Origin of the sequence: Ruminococcus sp. 1001713B170207_170306_F1 (assembly GCF_015668065.1) — a bacterium.
Classification (GTDB): domain Bacteria; phylum Bacillota; class Clostridia; order Lachnospirales; family Lachnospiraceae; genus Blautia_A; species Blautia_A faecis.
The window spans coordinates 36,597-55,897 of sequence record NZ_JADPEX010000015.1 but is presented as its reverse complement, the minus strand read 5'-3'; the positions used below and the strand labels follow the sequence as shown (position 1 = coordinate 55,897).

The window sequence follows — 19,301 nt, the reverse complement described above, 5'->3', positions numbered from 1 at the left end:
TCATTAAAAAAAACATTATTTCATTTTTTTCAAAAAAACATTTGACAAAATAGATTTTATACTGTATTATATGTTTTGTCGCTGAGGAAAACAGTTGACAGCAATAAATGCGATAGTGGCGTAGTTGGTAACGCGCGACCTTGCCAAGGTCGAGACCGCGGGTTCGAGCCCCGTCTATCGCTCTGAGGCTCCGATTTAGTCGGAGCTTTTTTGTGTCTGAATCCGCCTTACAAAGCGATCACTGTCTTTTGTATACTTCATAAGAAAATCCCGCTTATTCTTTCGGAAATAATTTATAAAGGATATCTTATTTTAAACAAAAAAGCCTTGTACAATTTGCTTTTCTATCTGAAGATTCTCTATTGACTCATCTTTCAATAAGAGTTTTCAGTTCTTTGCACTTTGTACAAGACCTTTTATTACTTCATTTTATTATTCTGTCCAGAATCCAATATTTTTTCTTAAAACATGTAAAAAAAACTTTCCGCAAGATGTGCGTCTCAATTGCAGGAATGATTTTTCAGCCACGATTTAGTGATGGAATAATCTAATTCCGGTAAATGCCATTGCTATATTGTATTTGTTGCAGGTATCGATTACGTCTGCATCTCTCACAGAACCGCCTGGCTGTGCAATATATTTCACGCCGCTCTTGTAAGCTCGCTCAATATTGTCGCTGAATGGAAAGAACGCATCAGATCCTAATGTTACATCTGTCATCTGATCCAGCCATGCTCTCTTCTCTTCCTTTGTGAAAACTGCAGGTTTCTCTGTGAATGTCTTTTCCCAGTTTCCATCTGCCAGAACATCCATATACTCATCGCCAATGTAAACATCAATAGCATTGTCGCGCTCAGCTCTTGAAATACTTTCCTTAAATGGAAGGTTCAATACTTTCTGGCTTTGGCGAAGGAACCAGTTATCTGCTTTCTGTCCTGCAAGACGTGTACAGTGAACTCTTGACTGCTGTCCTGCACCAACGCCGATTGCCTGTCCGTCTTTTACATAGCATACGGAATTGGACTGGGTGTATTTCAGAATGATCAGAGAAACTTTCATATCACGCTTTGCTTCCTCAGATAATTCTTTATTCTCAGTTACGATGTTGGAAATCAGCTCATCATCAATTGCAAGCTCCTGTCTTCCCTGCTCAAAAGTAACGCCGAACACCTGCTTATGCTCTAATGGAGCCGGTACATATTCCGGATCGATCTGAATTACATTGTAGTTGCCTTTTTTCTTCTGTTTCAGAACCTCAAGTGCCTCCTCTGTATAACCAGGAGCGATCACACCGTCGGAAACTTCTCTCTTGATCAGAAGTGCTGTGTCTTTGTCACATACATCAGAAAGGGAAATAAAATCACCGAAGGAAGACATTCTGTCTGCGCCTCTTGCACGGGCATATGCACAGGCAAGCGGCGAAAAATTCTGCCAGTCCATATCCTCTACCCAGTAGATTTTTGCAAGCGTCTCTGTGAGCGGAAGACCAATGGAAGCACCTGCCGGGGAAACATGTTTAAATGAAGTAGCTGCGGGAAGTCCGGTTGCCTTTTTCAGATCACGCACCAGCTGCCAGCCGTTAAAGGCATCCAGAAAATTAATATATCCAGGTTTTCCGGAAAGTACTTTAATTGGCAGTTCACTTCCATCCTCCATGTATATTTTAGATGGTTTCTGATTTGGGTTACAGCCGTATTTTAATTCTAACTCTTTCATGGTTATCTCCTCCATTTTATCTTTTAAGGTAACGATTCAGTAGGTACTATTCCGTGAGGCATTCCGTTTTGTGAATATAATTTACCCAAAACGGAAAGCTTTATTTTCAGTGATTCTTGTTGATAATTTTTGATTCATATTTACCAGTCTCGATATCAATGTATCTCACAAAAAGTGAAACCTTATTGTCTTCATTCAGGCTCTCCCACAACATATCTGCAAACTCATCCATGTGATCCGGAATCTGAACAAGCTTCGGCTCACCCTCAAAGCTTGGCAGCGGGTTTCCATCACATTTATAAGTATGGATAAAATGTCCCTCACCGGCCTTTGCATTCTGATATGCAAAAGTGTAACGGTTGCAGGAGGAAGGATCTCCATTATTGCTCTTTAAAATGGACATTGCATAACTGTAAGAGCCGTTCTCCACATGCATAATTCCGGAAATACGTGGTGTATAGTTTGGTGCATCTGGCTCAAACTCTCTGGAACGTAAAGACTGCTCGAAAGTGAGCTGATGATCCATTCCTTCGTAAATAGTGTCTGTCTGGTCACCGTTTGTCACAATTGTTTTATTTCCAAGTACGCGGACAGGTGCATAAATGATCAGGCTTGGATCTACCAGTTTGGAAGGGTCAAATGCCTGTGTGCGGATTCCCTCGCCATCCTCCACAAATACACGGTTGCGGCTGTTTTCACTTCTTCCCATAATAAAGTAAGCAGTAACTGCCTTCGTTCCATCAGCGCTGCGGCCAATGATGATTCCTCGTCCCGGGTAAGAATTTTCCTTCAGTTCTTTGTCCAATGCTATCATTTCCATGCAGATGTTCTCCTTTCGAAATTTACATGAGTATATTACCGCAGCCACCAGATTTTCATCAATCGTGTAAATGTTGACTGCGTGTATAAAAAAACGCCTGGGAAGCCTCTCTTCCAGGCTGCCCAGGCGGTCGACACAATGATATTACTGCACTCCCTGTGGGTATTCCCACGATCCGCCAGTCATGCAGTTCTTTTTTATACTACAATATTTTTTTCGTTATTTCAAGATGGGAAATCTTTTTCTTTTATGTACAATTTTTTTGTGGTTACTGGTCACGGAGTGACCAGTAACACGCTTCGCGATGCACAGAAATCATGCATTCGCATGATTTCGCGCTGAGATTCTCGGGTTTTCTGTGAACTTTGTTCACAAAAAACACCTCGCGGAACGTTACCAATGACCAGTAACTTTTTGTGGTTACTGGTCGCAATGCCTGCATAAGCAAATTTATGGATATAGTCCGTACTTTTTTCTCAGGAAATCCCCATCAAGCCCTGATCTATTGTGATCTGTGCACTGATATCCGCCTTCATCTGCTCCCAGGCATCCGGATGATCCACATAATACTTGGGGCATTCCTTGCCTGTCACATCATAATGCCGGATCACCTGCTCTGAGGTCAGCCCAAATCGGGCGCACAGCCATGCAGCCAGCTTTACCACAGAATCATAAGTTTCCTGTTCAAAAACGCCGGTATCATCTTTATGACAGCACTCAATGGAAATACTGTCCACATTCCTTGAGTTAGTCGCATAAGACATCTCCGAGGTAGGAATACACTGGATCACTTCACCCTCCAGTCCTACTACAAAATGGCTGCTTACTTTCGCCTCATGAGAAATGGAAAGATTCTCAAAATAATCCCTGTTATTCTGGGCTGTGGCACCGGGATTGGCTGTATAATGGATCGCTATGTAATCAGCTCCATTCAGGGGCAGCTGAGGCCTGGAATACTCATTTGGAGTCAATAATTGTACATCTATGTAGGGAGCACCCTGGGACATCCATTCTTCCGGTCCATAATTCGTATGATCATTCGTTTCCTGGAATGTCTCTGCACTTTCCTCCTGCTTCTGTCCTTTCCTTACCATCAGAATAACCACTCCTGTCACAACCAGAAGCAAAAGAAGCACCAGTAATGCCAGACGCTGATTTCTCTGACGGATTCTGCCGCCCTTATCTGTTTTTTCTCTTTTGTTAAAAGAAGGCCGCCTTGAAAAAGACGGCCTTGCAGATTTTCTTTTCATTATTTGTCATCCACACTGTAGTTCGGTGCTTCTTTTGTAATGTGAATGTCATGTGGGTGAGACTCTTTCAGGGAAGCAGCAGAAATCTTCACGAATTTACCATTCTGTTTCAGTGCTTCAATATTCTCAGCTCCACAGTATCCCATACCGGAGCGAAGTCCTCCGATCAGCTGGAATACAGTGTCCTCAAGGTGTCCCTTGTATGCAACACGTCCTTCCACACCTTCCGGAACAAGCTTCTTGGCATTCTCCTGGAAGTAACGGTCCTTGCTGCCATTCTCCATAGCTGCAATGGATCCCATTCCACGGTATACTTTATATTTTCTTCCCTGATATAACTCGAAAGTTCCCGGGCTCTCATCGCATCCGGCGAACATGCTTCCCATCATACAAACGTTTGCACCAGCTGCGATTGCCTTGGTAACATCGCCTGAATACTTGATACCACCGTCTGCAATAATCGGAATACCATATCTCTTGGCAACCTCATAGCAATCCATGACTGCTGTGATCTGCGGTACACCAATACCAGCAACTACACGGGTGGTACAGATAGAACCAGGTCCGATTCCGACCTTAACTGCATCTACACCAGCATCGATCAGAGCCTTAGTAGCGGCTCCTGTGGCAACGTTTCCTGCGATAACCTGCAGCTCCGGATATGCAGCCTTGATCTCTCGTACAGCACGGAGGATATTCTCAGAATGACCATGAGCAGAATCAACAACGATGACATCAACATTTGCCTTCACAAGTGCGTCTACACGGGCAAGCACGTTGGCGGTAATACCAACAGCAGCCCCACAGAGAAGACGTCCCTGTTCATCTTTGGCAGCCAGAGGATATTTGATCTGTTTCTCAATATCCTTGATGGTGATAAGTCCTTTTAAGTTAAAATCATCATCTACAATGGGTAATTTCTCTTTACGGGATTTCGCAAGGATCTCTTTCGCCTCTTCCAGTGTAATACCTTCTTTGGCTGTGATCAGTCCCTCAGATGTCATGGACTCTTTGATCTTCTTGCTGAAATCTGTCTCAAACTTCAGATCACGGTTGGTAATAATACCTACCAGCTTCTTGCCTTCTGTGATCGGGACACCGGAAATACGGAATTTCGCCATTAAGTCATTGGCATCCTTCAATGTATGTTCCGGAGATAAGAAAAATGGATCTGTGATAACACCATTCTCAGAACGCTTAACCTTGTCCACCTCTTCTGCCTGCGCCTCGATAGACATGTTCTTGTGAATGATACCGATACCTCCCTGACGTGCCATGGCAATCGCCATATTGTACTCAGTAACGGTGTCCATTCCTGCACTCATCATGGGAATGTTCAGTTTAATCTTCTTTGTAAGGTAAGTTGAAACGTCAACTTGATTCGGGATTACTTTGGAGTACGCCGGAACTAAAAGGACGTCGTCGAAAGTAATGCCTTCACCAATGATAGTACCCATTGCTTTTCCTCCCTTGTCTTATTGTGTCTTTGGTTTGTAGATTAGTGTAGCAAAAAACTAAAAGTGTGTCAATCTAGTAAATTAATCTAAAAATACTTTGCTCGGAGCAGTATTTCTCATGGTTTTTGCCAATATTTCATCTGGCTCGATAATTACTTTGCAGGTATCTGCGCCATCGCGGCAGACAATTGCAAAACGCTTATGTTCCGGATTTCCGGAGGAAAAATCCTGTACTTTCAGCTTCTGGTTGCTGTTGTAATAGTCCATTCTATGTGAGTTAAGAGGTGCCATAATATCACATTCTGTGATGTTCAGGCTTTTTACTCTTTTTCTCTTGGACTTTGCCATGATCTTGTCAATGTCAAGTTCTCCGTTTACAAACAGGTACTCAAATTCCAGATCAGTGCCTGGAAAGATAAAAAGATAGGCACAGACTCCCAGCACAATTGCCGCGATCAAAAGCAGGGGCATGATAAACAGACCTGCGAGTACCAGAAGCACGATCAGTGCAATGATACTGCCCTTTACCAGCCTGTCCTTTGCGGTCCGCTCTTTTTTTACAAGCAGCTCAGAATACAAATCGCTCATATTACAATTCTCCTTTGTTTTTTTGCCAGCCGGCATGTTGTTTTAAGTATAACACACAAAAGTTTTCCTGTGAACATTGTTCCTGATAAAACACGGAATATTGCCAGTACACAGTTACTGTTCACTCCGTTCACAGTAACGCGCTTCGCGATGCACAGAAATCATGCATTCGCATGATTTCGCGCCGCAATTCTCGGGTTTTCTGTGAACTTTGTTCACAAAAAACGCCTCGCGGAACGTTACCAGTGAACAGTAACAGTACACAGTTACTGTAAAAAATGACTTTTATTGAATGCAAAAGGGCCAGCGTCTTTGACACCGACCCTTTTGAGTTCTGAATTATACTTTCAAAAATCCATTTATGGATTTTCCGTTCTGTTTTCTGCTGCCGGAAATTACATCATTCCCATACCCTGACCGCCAGCTGGCATTGCCGGAGTATCTTCTTTGATATTTGCAACAACAGACTCAGTTGTAAGCAGAGTAGAAGCAACACTTGTTGCGTTCTGAAGAGCACTTCTTGTAACCTTTGCAGGATCAAGGATTCCCTCGTCTACCATGTTTACATATTTGTCGTTCAGAGCATCAAAACCAACACCTGGCTCAGACTCTCTTACTTTGTTGATGATAACTGCACCTTCAAGACCTGCATTAGCAGCAATACGGAACAGCGGAGCTTCCAGTGCTTTCAGGATGATGTTTGCACCAGTCTTCTCATCTCCCTCAAGACCTGCTGCAAGTTTTGCAACCTCTTTGGAAGCGTGGATATATGCAGAACCGCCTCCTGCAATGATTCCTTCTTCAACAGCTGCTCTGGTAGCTGCAAGAGCATCTTCCATACGAAGTTTTGCTTCTTTCATCTCAGTCTCAGTAGCTGCACCAACACGAACCACTGCTACACCACCAGCAAGTTTTGCAAGTCTTTCCTGAAGCTTCTCTCTGTCGAAATCAGATTTTGTCTCCTCAATCTGAGCACGGATCTGGGCAACACGATTGGCAATTGCTTCTTTATCTCCCATACCATCAACAATAACAGTATTCTCTTTTGCAACTTTAACAGATTTTGCACGTCCTAACTGAGCCATTGTAGCATCTTTCAGTTCAAGACCTACCTCGTCAGAAATTACAGTACCACCTGTCAGGATTGCGATATCCTGAAGCATTTCTTTTCTTCTGTCACCATAGCCAGGAGCTTTTACAGCTACTACCTGGAAGGTTCCTCTTAATTTGTTTACGATCAGAGTGGTAAGAGCCTCACCCTCAACATCCTCAGCGATGATAAGAAGTTTTGCTCCAGCCTGTACGATCTGCTCCAGCAGCGGAAGAACTTCCTGAATGTTGGAGATTTTCTTGTCTGTGATCAGAATATATGGATCCTCAAGGTTTGCTTCCATCTTCTCCATATCAGTGGACATGTATGCGGAAATATATCCACGGTCAAACTGCATACCTTCTACAAGGTCAAGCTCTGTGTGCATGGTCTTGGACTCTTCTACAGTAATAACACCGTCGTTGGAAACTTTTTCCATTGCATTTGCAACAAGCTCTCCGACTTCTTTATCTCCGGCGGAAATAGATGCAACGTTTGCGATCTGTTTCTTTCCGCTTACTTTCTGGCTCATGTTCTTGATTGCTTCTACAGCAGCATCTGTAGCTTTCTTCATACCGCGTCTCATAACGATCGGGTTAGCACCTGCTGCCAGATTCTTCATTCCTTCATGAACCATTGCCTGGGCAAGTACAGTAGCAGTTGTAGTACCGTCACCAGCTACATCGTTTGTCTTGGATGCAACTTCCTTGATCAGCTGAGCTCCCATGTTCTCGAAAGCATCCTCAAGCTCGATCTCTTTTGCGATTGTAACACCATCGTTTGTGATAAGCGGAGCACCGAACTGTTTATCAAGTACTACGTTTCTTCCTTTCGGTCCAAGTGTTACTCTTACGGTATCAGCAAGTTTATTTACACCAGCCTCTAATGCTGTTCTGGCTTCTGCGCCATATTTAATCTCTTTTGCCATAATGAATCATCCTCCTGATTTCAAGTTATTTATAAGGTTATGTCTTATTTCACAATTGCAAGAATATCGCTCTGTTTTACAATGATATACTCTTCACCGTCAAGCTTAACCTCTGTTCCTGAATATTTGGAATAGATAACCTTGTCGCCTACAGTAACTTCCATTTTCACTTCTTTGCCGTCAACAACTCCGCCAGGTCCTACTGCGATTACTTCTGCCTGCTGTGGTTTCTCCTGTGCCTGTCCTGGAAGAACGATACCGGATTTTGTTGTCTCTTCTGCTTCTAACTGTTTTAATACAACTCTGTCGCCTAATGGAACTAATTTCATGATCTATGTCCTCCTTTAGAATTGCTTTTCTTTTCCTTGCTAGCACTCATTATTGCCGAGTGCTAATCACTGTCCATTATATTATTGAATTATCGTTATTTGTGCAACTCTTTTCATAGTTGCATTTTTAAGTATATTCTTTTTTATTCTCTTTTATGCTCTTTTTTTCTCTTGTTTTCTCACTTTAAAAATTTTCTGAATTTTTTTCTATTTCGAAGCTTCTGAAGACTGCCTGGTAAAGTTTTTTTGTGAAATCATGAATTCCAACGAAGTTTCCTGTTATACACAAAAAAGAACTGCCCTCCAGAGCGTGTTTGAAAAAGCGTTCCTGCAATCTGCAACTTCACAATTTGCAGAAAGCCTTTTTCAAACACGTTCAAAGGAAAACAGTTCTTCTGTACACTTGTTTATTATTTATTGAATTCACTCAGGCCTTTTTATTTCTCTGGGCCTTAATCTCTTCTAATTCATCAAAGATCACTTCATTGAGAACCTTGATATAGGTTCCCTTCATACCGGATGACCGGGACTCAATAACGCCCGCGCTCTCGAACTTGCGGAGTGCATTTACGATTACTGATCTGGTAATACCTACTCTGTCTGCAATCTTGCTGGCAACAAGAATTCCCTCATCTCCGTCAAGCTCATCAAAAATGTGGATGATAGCTTCCAGTTCAGAGAAAGAAAGTGTGTTAAAAGCAGATTTTACAACCTGTTTCTTTCGGTCTTCCTCAGCATTCTCTTCATGTACAGCCCGCATCATCTCAAGACCTACAACTGTAGTGCCGTATTCACTGACAATAATATCCTCAATATCATATGGACGATCCTTGCGGTACATAAACACCGTTCCAAGACGTTCTCCTGCAATATCAATAGGATTGATGATTCCCTGATAGCTGCTGGAAACATGCTCAAAGCCAAGTGTCTGAAGATTCACGTTCTCTTTGGTAGATAATACCCCTAAAAAACGCTCATTCAGCAGAGGGTCAACATGACCGCCCACCTCATCAGCTATCAGCTCCTGGATTTCCTCAACTCCCGGGCAAAAGCTTACACCAAGCACCTTGCCTTTCTTGCTGAGAACCAGGATATTAGAACTTAAAGTATCCATCAGAACCTGGCAGATATCATTAAAAACCACCTTACTGGAACTGCTGTTATGGAGAAGTTTATTGATTTTTCTTGTTTTATCAAGTAACTGAACGCTCATTTTGTCCTCCCTTCGCTTTTGTTACATGAGAGCCTGTTTGAAAACCCACTCCCGCAATCTGTACGCTCCACTTTGCAGGAGATTTTGCAGAAAGCATTTTTCAGGCATGCTCTGACTTTACCTGTTATTCTAATACTACACGTTTTTCAAACTATTTACAAGCTATTTTTTACTATTTTTCAATTTTGTTTAGCTTTTCTGAAAATATCACGTTTTTGAAACTATTCATCAAACAATGGAAGTAATAGAGCTTTTATTTAAAAAATCCCCTGCAAAACATAATACATCTGCCTTGCAGGGGATCTTTCCCGAAAACTTCTTAATTTGTTACTGTTCGCGAGCTTCACAGCAACCTTAATTTTCTTTTTCATCCTTCGGCCTGGTTTCTACATAGCCGCAGGTTTCCTGGCTGCACACCAGTTTATTTCCTTTTTCCACCATGTAGCTTCCGCACACCGGACATTTCTTATCCGACGGCTTCTGCCATGACATAAAGTCACATTCCGGATTATCTTCACAACCGTAATACTTACGGCCTTTCTTCGTCTTCTTAAGCACCACTTCCTTACCACACTTCGGGCAGGCTACACCAATCTTTTCATAATAAGGCTTGGTATTGCGGCATTCCGGAAATCCCGGGCATGCAAGGAAACGTCCGTGAGGACCATATTTAATCACCATATGACGACCGCAGTTATCACAGATCACATCGGTCTCTTCATCATGGATGTCTACTTTCTCCAGCTCTTCCTGGGCAGCATCCACATCATGTTTCAGATCCGGATAGAAGTTCCGGACTACTGTCTTCCACTGTACAGTACCATTCTCCACACAGTCCAGAAGTCCCTCCATGGTAGCCGTGAAATTCACGTCCACAATGCTTGGGAACGCCTGCTTCATAATACTGTTTACCACCTCGCCCAGCTCTGTCACATAAAGGTTACGCTGCTCCTTGGAAACATAGCGGCGGCTGATAATGGTGGTGATGGTCGGCGCATAAGTACTCGGACGGCCGATTCCAAGCTCCTCCATGGTCTTTACCAGGGAAGCCTCTGTATAATGTGCCGGCGGCTGGGTAAAATGCTGTTCCGGCTTTAACTCTTTCAGTTTCAGCTTCATGCCTTTACTCAGGCTTTGGCTTAACACATTTCCCTTCTTCATATCCTCTTCCTGCATATATACCGAAAGGAAGCCTTCAAATGCTACCTTGGAAGCGGACACAGTGAACGTATAGTCTCCACCAGCCACTTTTACAGAGGTAGTCTCATACTTCGCAGGAGCCATACGGCTGGCCGCAAAACGCTTCCAGATCAGCTGATACAAACGGAACTGATCTCGTGTAAGGGATTCTTTTATCTGTACAGGTGTACGGCTGATATCAGTTGGGCGGATAGCCTCATGAGCATCCTGGATCTTCTGTCCCTTCTTCACTGTCTTGGCTGTTTCTGACACATATTCTTCTCCATACTGGCTGCTGATGTAGCTTCTTGCTGCCGCATCTGCCTCGTCAGAAATACGTACAGAATCAGTACGAAGGTATGTGATCACACCTACAGTACCGTTGCCCTTGATATCAACACCCTCATAAAGCTGCTGTGCCAGACGCATAGTCTTCTGGGTGGAAAAATTCAGTGTTTTGGATGCCTCCTGCTGCAGGGTACTGGTAGTGAAAGGAAGCGGAGCATTCTTGATTCTCTCGCCTTTTTTCACCTCAGAGATCTCAAATTCTTCGTTCTCAAGAACCTTAAGAATCTCATCCATCTCAGCTTTATTGTGGATATCCATCTTCTTGTCTGTTCCGTAGAATTTAGCCTCCAGAGGCTTTTTCTCGCCATCCACAAGGAATTCACCATTCAGGCTCCAGTATTCTTCCGGGATAAAAGAATTAATCTCCTCCTCCCTGTCACAGATGATGCGAAGTGCAACAGACTGCACACGGCCGGCACTTAAGCCTCTCTTTACTTTCGCCCAGAGAAGCGGACTGATGGTATAACCCACCATACGGTCCAGCATTCTTCTCGCCTGCTGTGCATCTACAAGATTCATATTCAGACCGCGTGCATGCTTCAGGGAATCCTTTACAGCAGTCTTTGTGATCTCATTGAAAGTGATTCGGTGCATTTTATCCGGATCTTCTTTCAGAGCCTGCATCAAGTGCCAGGAAATTGCTTCTCCTTCACGGTCAGGGTCAGTGGCAAGATAAATCTTATCAGCTTTTTTGGCTGCCTTGCGAAGTTTGGCAAGCAATTCCCCCTTACCACGGATGGTTATATATTTCGGCTCGAAATCATTCTCCACATCTATTCCAAACTGACTCTTGGGAAAATCACGGACATGTCCGTTAGATGCCTCTACCTCATAATTTGCCCCAAGAAATTTCTTTATTGTCTTTACTTTTGCAGGTGACTCAACTATCACCAGATATTTAGCCATACTACCTCTCCTACTTTGTATTCAGTCTACATACACTACAAATTATCCCCCTGATATTCTGTAGTATTGTCTGCCTGTCTCTCCCACAAGCCCCATTAGCTGAAGTTCTGTCAGAAGAGCACAGACTTTTGATGCTGAAAAACCGGTTTTCCGTATTAAATTATCCAGATTTTCAGGTCGTAAATCGAGACCACTATACACCAAATCCAAATCCGGTGCAAGCCCCAACTTCTTTTTTTCCACATTTTGAGGTCTGTTTTTTGCCTCGATTCCCCATTCCATAAGCATGATTTCCGGGCTGTAAGCGATTCCTGCACCATCGAAAATCAGCTTGTTGCAGCCTCTGCTCAGTTCCTCTGTCACAGCTCCCGGAAGGGCATAAACACTGTGTCCATGTTCCAGGGCAAAGTTTGCAGTGATCAGGGAACCGCTCTGTTCCTTGGCTTCTACCACAAGAACAGCATCGGAAAGTCCGCTGATGATCCGGTTTCTTGCCGGAAAAGCCCAGTTCACAGGCGGAGAGCCCGGGGGAAGCTCGCTGATGATCCCGCCGCCTTTTTCCAGGATCCGCTGATAAAGCCATCTGTTGGAATTGGGATAACACACGTCCACTCCGCTTCCCAGCACTGCAAAAGTAGGAGTGTCCGTATCCAGTGCACCTTTATGCCCCTCTGCATCAATCCCTCTTGCCATTCCACTGATGATCTGCACACCGTAGCTTGCCATGGTCCTTGCATATTTAAATGCCTGACATCTGCCATAAGGACTGCACATGCGGGCACCTACCACTGCTGCAGCAGGCTTCTTCGGATCTGGCAGGTTTCCGATGTAGTACAGTTTTTTTGGCATTCCGGAAAGTTTTCTCAAACGATCTGGAAAATTGGAATCCTCTATAGTTAAACATTTGATTTTCTGCATTGCTTCCATACTAAAATACCTCCCTGCGTGCGGTTTTATGAATAAATTCATTCAGCTTCTGTACTTCTTATCAAATGCTTTGTAAGTAAGGGCTTCTGCAACATGTCTTGTGTGTATCAGTTCCTCTCCTTCCATATCCGCAATGGTGCGTGAAACCTTCAGAATCCGGTGATAGGATCTTGCACTGAGTTCCATAAGCTCAAAAGCATTTTTTGCCACCTGAAAGGCATTCTCTGTCAGCACACAGTATTTCCGGATCTGCTTCCCGGACAGTTCTCCGTTGAAACAGATTTTCTCATTCTGGTAGCGTTTCTGCTGTATTCTTCTGGCTTTTTCCACTCTTTTCCGGATAAGGGCAGAACTTTCTCCTGATTTTTCTTCTGAGATCTGGGAAAAATTAACAGGCGGCACATCTGCACATAGATCGATCCGCTCCAGAAGGGGCTGGCTCAGCTTATGAAGATAATGGCTCACCTCGCCAGGTGTGCACCTGCATTTATTCATATCCGGATAATAGCCACAGGGACAGGGGTTCATGGCTGCTACCAGAATAAATCCCGCCGGAAACACGTACGTTCCACTTGCCCTTGACAGCTGGATCTGCTTGTCCTCCAGGGGCTGTCGCAGCACTTCCAGGCTGCCTCTTGCAAATTCCGGCATTTCATCCAGAAACAGAACGCCTCTGTGAGCCAGGGTCACTTCACCGGGACCCGGGATTCTTCCGCCTCCAGCCAGAGCTGCAGACGAACTGGTATGATGCGGACTTCGAAAGGGTCTTGCCTTAATTAATGGTCTCTTTGGACTTAAAAGTCCAGCAATGCTGTAGATTTTTGTAAGCTCCAGGCTTTCCTCAAAAGTAAGAGAGGGCATGATCGTAGGTATTCTTTTGGCAAGCATGGTCTTCCCAGTGCCCGGAGGGCCGATAAACAGGATGTTGTGAAACCCGCTGACTGCAATCTCAGCAGCTCTTCTGGCACTCTCCTGACCACAGATTTCCCCGAAATCCACCAGCTTCTCTTCTGCCTGATTCTCTTCTGAATTTTCCTCTGAAAACTGATTTTCTTTTCCAAATGCATCCGGATCTGAGACAAGCTTCAAAACTTCTTTTATATTTTGGACTCCGACCACTTTCATATCCTTCACCAAAGCTCCTTCTGCCAGATTTTCAAACGGAATGATACAATACCGGCATCCCAGTTCCCTTGCCCGGATCACTCTTGGCAGCACTCCGGATACACTCCTTACCTCCCCATTCAGACTGAGTTCGCCAACCACCATTACATTCCGAAGAAGCTGTGGTTCTATAAATCCCGATGCTGCCAGCACCGCTGCTGCCACGGGCAGGTCAAAACCGGCCCCTTCTTTTCGCAGATCAGCAGGTGCCAGATTCACCGTCACCTTCTTAGGCGGCAGACTGATCCCATTATTTTTTAACGCTGTGCGCACTCTGTCCTGTGCTTCTTTCACCTGGGTGCTGGGAAATCCAACCATGGTAAAACAAGGCAGACCGCTGCTTACATCAGCTTCCACCTGAACCGGGCAGACTTCCATTCCGGAAATCGCCGCTGATAAAACACTTGCAAACAATCTTATCCCTTTCTGCAGATACAGTCCTTCCCCATATACGAATCTGCTCTGCCATTTCAATGTATCTCTGGAATAAAAAAGAATAAAAGTTAAAAAGATATGATTAAAAGATATATAAAATTCATTATAGCCCATTTTGCTCTGAATTGCAATAGTGCATTTCGTTCTGATTTATACTTTCTGAAAGGATTCGGGGACAGACGGTTTTCGTTGTTCGTTACATTTGGTCCCTGCAGACTCTACCGAAGAAAAAGAGGTGAACCTATGAAATTTCAGAGAATTCAAGACCTTCGGACAGACGCTGATCTGTCCCAGAAGCAGATCAGTGATATCCTTCACATCAGCCAGCGTTCCTACTCCCACTACGAAACTGGCTCCAGGAACATTCCAATCGAAATGCTGATCCGCCTTGCAAATTATTATGAAACCAGCATTGACTATCTGGTTGGGCGTACTGATAATAAAAAAATGCCGTAATTGTAAAGGTACACAGCAGATACAAAATGAGGGGGATGCGATTTCCCCCTCATTTTGTATACCATAAATAAAGTTATTACCATTCACCCGTAACATTCCGTAAAGTACTTTTCATATATCTGTTACTTTCCCTCACTTCGAAGCTTTCCTTCCGTATCTGCAATTTTCTGAATATTTGCGACTTCATATTCATTAAACACAGAAGTATCTGCATCAAAGGTCTCCGGCTCCACAGTTCCCTTATACCAAGATTTACTGTTAAAATAATCCGCAATTCTCTGTGTCACAAATTTCCTGCCATGTCGGGCATAAATCTCATTTTTCGCCAGTTCCAGCTGGTCAGATGAATAGCCTGACAAATCCTCATCTGTAAGGTATCGGCTGTTGCTGTCCGGGAATATATAATCCCTGGAAGAGAGATCCATTTTATCTGTATTATCAGCCGGAGTCACGGAAGGTACCTGTGTCACAGAAGCGGCTTTCTCCCTTGTAAGGACCCCATCTACCTTTGGTGTCACCCCGGCACCCTCTGCATGGGAAGCTGTATTAAGGCGCAGATAAAGTTTGCCCTGATCAAAGGTCATATTTCCACGCACCTGGTTTCCCCAGGAATCTGTAAAGGAAAGCTTTGCTGCATTTCCAGCCACTTTTGCAGTATCCGAAGCTTCCGAAACCTTAGTGCCGGCATTGTCACCAGCCTGAGAAAAAGTAAAAGTAACAGACTTCAGGGTAAGGTCGTCTATAGACAGTGTCACCAGTCCATCCTTGCTGTACCAGGTTCCCATATAATCACTAGCCATGAACGCCGGTGCCCTGGTAATCACTGGAGTCGGTGTCACTGTGGCTGTAGGCTCCGGTGTGGGCGTAGCTGTAGCCGCTGGAGTCGGTGTCACTGTGGGCACCCTTTCCAGAGCCTCAATGGCAGCCTTCTTCTGCTGCTCCTTCTGAATCTTTTTCTTATGTTCGGCAAACAGAAGCCCCGCTGCTCCAATCATGATAAATATGGCGATCAGAGCAAACAGCGTTGCTTTTAGTACATCTTTGTTGTGCTTTTTCACAGGCAGTCACCTCCTGTTTATTCCTGTTTATTCCTGTCCGTTCCAGCAATAGGTGCAAAGCTTGCACGGTTCAATATCAATTGACTTCTTCAGATCATCCAGACGATGATATTTCAGAGATGTAAAATTCAGCTCCTTGCGGATTTCTTCCAGCATTTCTTTGTAGTTTGTAGAATCCGGATTTGCATAATCCTGCAAAATCCTGTCTGATATATTGTCCCCTTCACGTTTCGCTATGATCCTTCTTGTAATCAGATCCATCTCTGACTTGGAGCGTGAGAAATTCAGGTACTTACATCCATATAAAAGCGGCGGACAGGCAGGTCTGATATGAACCTCCTTAGCACCATTGTTATAGAGGAATTCTGTTGTCTCACGAAGCTGGGTACCTCTTACGATAGAGTCGTCGATCATAAGGAGGCTTTTATCTTTGATCAGTTTATGTACTGGGATCAGCTTCATTCTGGCGATAAGATTTCGCTGGCTCTGCTGGGTCGGCATAAAAGATCTTGGCCATGTGGGCGTATATTTAATAAACGGACGGGCAAACGGCACACCAGAGCGGTTAGCATAGCCGATAGCATGTGCAATACCGGAATCCGGTACTCCTGCAACCAGATCCGGATTCACTTCTCCGGCATCTCTTCCTGCCAGAATATCGCCGCATTTGTAACGCATTTCCTCTACATTTACCCCTTCATAAGTGGAGGTTGGATATCCATAATAAACCCAGAGGAAAGAACAGATTCGCATCTTGTCTCCTGGCTTCTGCAGAACCTGGGCGCCCTCCGGGGTGATAAAATCAATCTCTCCAGGGCCCAGCTCTTTCAGGTCTTCATAGCCAAGATTAATGTAGGCATGACTTTCAAAAGAAGCACAACATGCATCTTCCTTTTTGCCGATTACAAGAGGAGTTCTTCCATAACGGTCGCGTGCTGCGTAAATGCCCTCCCCTGTCATGAGAAGAAGGGTCATAGAGCCCTCGATCATTTCCTGGGCATAACGGATTCCCTCAACAATACTGTCCTTCTGATTGATCAGCGCTGCAGTTACCTCTGTAGGATTCACACTGCCACCGCTCATCTCCAGAAAATGGGTATGCCCGTCTTTGAAGCATTTCTCTACTAAAGCTTCTATATTATTGATCTTGCCTACTGTTGTAATTGCAAAATTTCCCAGATGGGAGCGTACCAGAAGAGGCTGCGGTTCATTGTCAGAAATACAGCCTATTCCAAGATTGCCTTCCATCTCTGCCACATCTTTGTCAAATTTGGTACGGAACGGTGAGTTCTCAATATTATGGATCACGCGGTTAAATCCACTGCTCCTGCTATAAACGGTCATTCCGCCCCTTCTTGTACCCAGATGGGAGTGATAATCAATTCCAAAAAAAAGATCCATTACACAATCAGACTTTGACGCAACACCAAAAATTCCACCCATTTTTCCTTAGTCTCCTTATTTTTTCTCCTTTATAACGCCTTTTCTGTAGGCATCCAAAAGCTGTTTCAGCTCCTGAATTCGTTCTTTCAGTGCCTTACCGTTATCCGTATCTCCCACAAGGGCACGCCTTGGATTATAGCGGACAGCCACACGGTTGGACACAATGTCCCTCTCTGTTTCCACTGCATCTTCCGCCGAAGTAAAAGGCTCATGGGCAGTCAGGCTCAGACCATAGGAACTGTAAACAAGAGTATATCCGGCAATACCGGTCACATTCCGGTATGCCTCACAAAAACCACCGTCAATTACGATCACCTTGCCATCACATTTCACCGGATTCTCTCCCTCCAGCTGATGAACAGGCACGTGACCATTGATAATATGCCCCTCATCCGGATCCAGCCCGAATTCTTCCAGCATACGATTTACTACCTCTTCTTTTTCCCAGAGGTGATAGTAGGCATTCTTTTTCTCTTTGTGTGTCTCTTTATCTGCGATAAAATAACGCTCGAAGGTAGTCATTTTATCTTTTCCATAAAGGGGAGAATTAGGCCCGGCCCAGATATACCACAGAATATCCTGGCTTGCTTTCTTCTCCTTCTCATCTACGGTAAAAAAAGCTTTTCTTACGTAGGCTTCCAGTTTATCATAAAGTGCCTTGCCTTTACAAGTCTCACCGTAAATCTCAACCTCTTTCAGAGTTCCATCTTCGTTCAGCGGAATACTTCCATGGAAAAGAAGGTTCCCGTTATAGGTCTTATAAAGGCCGCCTTTATCCAGAAGCAGCTGCATGTGGTTCTGAAGCTTCTCGCAGTTCCGAAATGCTGAGTTCAGGCGCTCCACTACCTCTTTTTCCCCATCTGTCAGCTCATAGGGATGTTCCCAGTCAATGGTTGGAAAATGGGTGTCCAGAAGATTATGCATACTTCCATCCGGCAGCTGCACAGTGCCCTTCTCCGGATCAATCCCCTCCAGAACGCATCGATTCTCCATATGAAAATCCGGATGTTCTTTCGCCAGTACCCCTTCCAGCTTAAACTGGATAATGGAAATGGCTTTGTGCATTTTCCTGCTCAGCTCTTTCTCAAGAGCATTGTAATTGGAAGGATTACCATGTACTTCAAATACCTGGCAGGGATCATCCCCGTAAACCTCCATGGCAAAAGCAGCAAGAGGCATCATATTGATTCCATAACCATCCTCCAGAATATCCAGATTGCCGTAACGGATACTGTTACGGATCACTGTGGCCATACAGGCAGCCTGTCCTACAGCGGCGCCCATCCATACCACATCATGGTTTCCCCACTGAATATCCAGAGAATGATAATCCATCAGTCTGTCCATAATAAAATGAGGACCGGGACCTCTGTCATATATATCTCCAAGCACATGAAGGTGGTCTACAACCAGTCTCTGGATCAGTTCAGCAAGAGCGATAATGAAGTTCTCTGCCCTGCCGATATCTATAATGGTATCCACAATGGAATCGTAATAAGCCTCTTTATCCAGAACTTCTGCTTTCTCCGTGATCAGCTCTTCGATCACATATGCATAATCCGAAGGCAATGCCTTACGAACCTTGGATCTGGTATATTTGGAGGCAGTTGTCTTGCACACTTCAATAAGACGGTACAGGGTGATCTTGTACCAGTTCTGCATATCAGACTCTTTTTTCTTCACATAGGCAATTTTTTCCTTCGGGTAATACACGAGAGTTGCCAGGGAACGTTTGTCACTGTTGCTTAAGGTATGTCCAAATACATCATCTATCTTCTTTCGCACAGCTCCCGAACCGTTTCGAAGCACATGGGAAAAAGCCTCGTACTCTCCATGGATATCGGAAAGAAAATGCTCGGTGCCTTTTGGAAGATTGAGAATGGACTGAAGGTTGATGATCTCTGTAGAAGCCTTCCCGATAGTGGGGTAGAGCTCCGCCAGACGTTGTAGGTAGCGCAGTTCTTCTGTTTTCATGGAACCTCCTAAATTCATAT

At 44.3% G+C, this 19,301-nt stretch carries 15 protein-coding genes, 1 tRNA gene and 1 riboswitch; of the genes, 2 read left to right on the top strand and 14 right to left on the bottom strand.

The genetic code is table 11. The features are described 5' to 3' along the window. The first annotated feature begins 109 nt into the window (after positions 1 to 109). Positions 110 to 182: transfer RNA gene (locus I4V84_RS10495), tRNA-Gly, on the top strand. Between the two features lie 349 nt (positions 183 to 531). Here the strand turns inward: I4V84_RS10495 and I4V84_RS10490 are convergent. From I4V84_RS10490 to I4V84_RS10440, 11 genes are all read right to left on the bottom strand, one after another. Continuing rightward, complete coding sequence (locus tag I4V84_RS10490; RefSeq protein ID WP_118579151.1) at positions 532 to 1,716, bottom strand: phosphoribosylaminoimidazolecarboxamide formyltransferase; 1,185 nt, start codon at positions 1,714 to 1,716, stop codon at positions 532 to 534. A gap of 106 nt (positions 1,717 to 1,822) precedes the next feature. Then, entirely contained in the window at positions 1,823 to 2,536 is a 714-nt protein-coding gene (locus tag I4V84_RS10485; protein ID WP_118579154.1) for an IMP cyclohydrolase, read from the bottom strand. Positions 2,537 to 2,649: 113 nt separating this feature from the next. Beyond that, positions 2,650 to 2,732, bottom strand: a riboswitch (ZMP/ZTP riboswitch). Between the two features lie 280 nt (positions 2,733 to 3,012). Then, complete coding sequence (locus I4V84_RS10480; RefSeq protein WP_173716436.1) at positions 3,013 to 3,786, bottom strand: peptidoglycan recognition family protein; 774 nt, start codon at positions 3,784 to 3,786, stop codon at positions 3,013 to 3,015. Beyond that, positions 3,786 to 5,243: an IMP dehydrogenase gene (gene guaB / locus I4V84_RS10475; protein ID WP_118579160.1), complete on the bottom strand. Its 1,458-nt coding sequence runs from the start codon at positions 5,241 to 5,243 to the stop codon at positions 3,786 to 3,788. The genes I4V84_RS10480 and guaB overlap by 1 nt, the downstream gene beginning before the upstream one ends. An 81-nt stretch (positions 5,244 to 5,324) precedes the next feature. After that, a complete protein-coding gene (locus I4V84_RS10470; RefSeq protein WP_118579163.1) occupies positions 5,325 to 5,831 on the bottom strand; it encodes a DUF6106 family protein in 507 nt (168 codons plus the stop codon). A gap of 395 nt (positions 5,832 to 6,226) precedes the next feature. Beyond that, positions 6,227 to 7,849 carry a chaperonin GroEL gene (gene groL, locus I4V84_RS10465; RefSeq protein ID WP_195699913.1) on the bottom strand — a complete coding sequence of 541 codons (1,623 nt, stop codon included), beginning with the start codon at positions 7,847 to 7,849 and terminating at the stop codon, positions 6,227 to 6,229. 44 nt (positions 7,850 to 7,893) lie between these two features. Continuing rightward, the gene (groES, locus tag I4V84_RS10460) at positions 7,894 to 8,178 is read right to left on the bottom strand and encodes a co-chaperone GroES (RefSeq protein WP_118579169.1); all 285 of its coding nucleotides are present in this window, start codon (positions 8,176 to 8,178) and stop codon (positions 7,894 to 7,896) included. Positions 8,179 to 8,605: 427 nt separating this feature from the next. Beyond that, the gene (codY, locus tag I4V84_RS10455; RefSeq protein WP_118579172.1) at positions 8,606 to 9,391 is read right to left on the bottom strand and encodes a GTP-sensing pleiotropic transcriptional regulator CodY; all 786 of its coding nucleotides are present in this window, start codon (positions 9,389 to 9,391) and stop codon (positions 8,606 to 8,608) included. A 354-nt stretch (positions 9,392 to 9,745) separates the two neighbouring features. Further along, entirely contained in the window at positions 9,746 to 11,824 is a 2,079-nt protein-coding gene (topA, locus tag I4V84_RS10450) for a type I DNA topoisomerase (protein ID WP_148462778.1), read from the bottom strand. A gap of 42 nt (positions 11,825 to 11,866) precedes the next feature. Continuing rightward, positions 11,867 to 12,751 carry a DNA-processing protein DprA gene (gene dprA, locus I4V84_RS10445; protein ID WP_118579174.1) on the bottom strand — a complete coding sequence of 295 codons (885 nt, stop codon included), beginning with the start codon at positions 12,749 to 12,751 and terminating at the stop codon, positions 11,867 to 11,869. Positions 12,752 to 12,793: 42 nt separating this feature from the next. Further along, positions 12,794 to 14,329 carry a YifB family Mg chelatase-like AAA ATPase gene (locus I4V84_RS10440; RefSeq protein WP_195991922.1) on the bottom strand — a complete coding sequence of 512 codons (1,536 nt, stop codon included), beginning with the start codon at positions 14,327 to 14,329 and terminating at the stop codon, positions 12,794 to 12,796. A gap of 264 nt (positions 14,330 to 14,593) precedes the next feature. On the opposite strand from I4V84_RS10440, the gene I4V84_RS10435 reads away from it, so the two are divergent. Then, positions 14,594 to 14,806 carry a helix-turn-helix transcriptional regulator gene (locus tag I4V84_RS10435; protein WP_118579180.1) on the top strand — a complete coding sequence of 71 codons (213 nt, stop codon included), beginning with the start codon at positions 14,594 to 14,596 and terminating at the stop codon, positions 14,804 to 14,806. A gap of 122 nt (positions 14,807 to 14,928) precedes the next feature. Here I4V84_RS10435 and I4V84_RS10430 read toward each other — a convergent pair whose 3' ends face one another. The 3 genes from I4V84_RS10430 to I4V84_RS10420 are packed head-to-tail and all read right to left on the bottom strand — an operon-like array spanning position 14,929 to position 19,299. Continuing rightward, positions 14,929 to 15,864 carry a YARHG domain-containing protein gene (locus I4V84_RS10430; protein WP_272113262.1) on the bottom strand — a complete coding sequence of 312 codons (936 nt, stop codon included), beginning with the start codon at positions 15,862 to 15,864 and terminating at the stop codon, positions 14,929 to 14,931. Between the two features lie 27 nt (positions 15,865 to 15,891). Then, complete coding sequence (locus tag I4V84_RS10425; RefSeq protein WP_195991895.1) at positions 15,892 to 17,307, bottom strand: amidophosphoribosyltransferase; 1,416 nt, start codon at positions 17,305 to 17,307, stop codon at positions 15,892 to 15,894. Between the two features lie 15 nt (positions 17,308 to 17,322). Continuing rightward, on the bottom strand, positions 17,323 to 19,299 hold the full coding sequence (locus tag I4V84_RS10420) for a fructose-1,6-bisphosphatase (RefSeq protein WP_334285706.1): 1,977 nt from the start codon (positions 19,297 to 19,299) through the stop codon (positions 17,323 to 17,325). Between the last annotated feature and the right edge of the window lie 2 nt (positions 19,300 to 19,301).

Excerpts from the sequence above, each read along its gene's own strand:
- I4V84_RS10490 (WP_118579151.1), bottom strand. The coding sequence starts at position 1,716 with ATGAAAGAGTTAGAATTAAAATACGGCTGTAACCCAAATCAGAAACCA.
- I4V84_RS10485 (WP_118579154.1), bottom strand. The coding sequence starts at position 2,536 with ATGGAAATGATAGCATTGGACAAAGAACTGAAGGAAAATTCTTACCCG.
- I4V84_RS10480 (WP_173716436.1), bottom strand. The coding sequence starts at position 3,786 with ATGAAAAGAAAATCTGCAAGGCCGTCTTTTTCAAGGCGGCCTTCTTTT.
- guaB (WP_118579160.1), bottom strand. The coding sequence starts at position 5,243 with ATGGGTACTATCATTGGTGAAGGCATTACTTTCGACGACGTCCTTTTA.
- I4V84_RS10470 (WP_118579163.1), bottom strand. The coding sequence starts at position 5,831 with ATGAGCGATTTGTATTCTGAGCTGCTTGTAAAAAAAGAGCGGACCGCA.
- groL (WP_195699913.1), bottom strand. The coding sequence starts at position 7,849 with ATGGCAAAAGAGATTAAATATGGCGCAGAAGCCAGAACAGCATTAGAG.
- groES (WP_118579169.1), bottom strand. The coding sequence starts at position 8,178 with ATGAAATTAGTTCCATTAGGCGACAGAGTTGTATTAAAACAGTTAGAA.
- codY (WP_118579172.1), bottom strand. The coding sequence starts at position 9,391 with ATGAGCGTTCAGTTACTTGATAAAACAAGAAAAATCAATAAACTTCTC.
- topA (WP_148462778.1), bottom strand. The coding sequence starts at position 11,824 with ATGGCTAAATATCTGGTGATAGTTGAGTCACCTGCAAAAGTAAAGACA.
- dprA (WP_118579174.1), bottom strand. The coding sequence starts at position 12,751 with ATGGAAGCAATGCAGAAAATCAAATGTTTAACTATAGAGGATTCCAAT.
- I4V84_RS10435 (WP_118579180.1), top strand. The coding sequence starts at position 14,594 with ATGAAATTTCAGAGAATTCAAGACCTTCGGACAGACGCTGATCTGTCC.
- I4V84_RS10425 (WP_195991895.1), bottom strand. The coding sequence starts at position 17,307 with ATGGGTGGAATTTTTGGTGTTGCGTCAAAGTCTGATTGTGTAATGGAT.
- I4V84_RS10420 (WP_334285706.1), bottom strand. The coding sequence starts at position 19,299 with ATGAATTTAGGAGGTTCCATGAAAACAGAAGAACTGCGCTACCTACAA.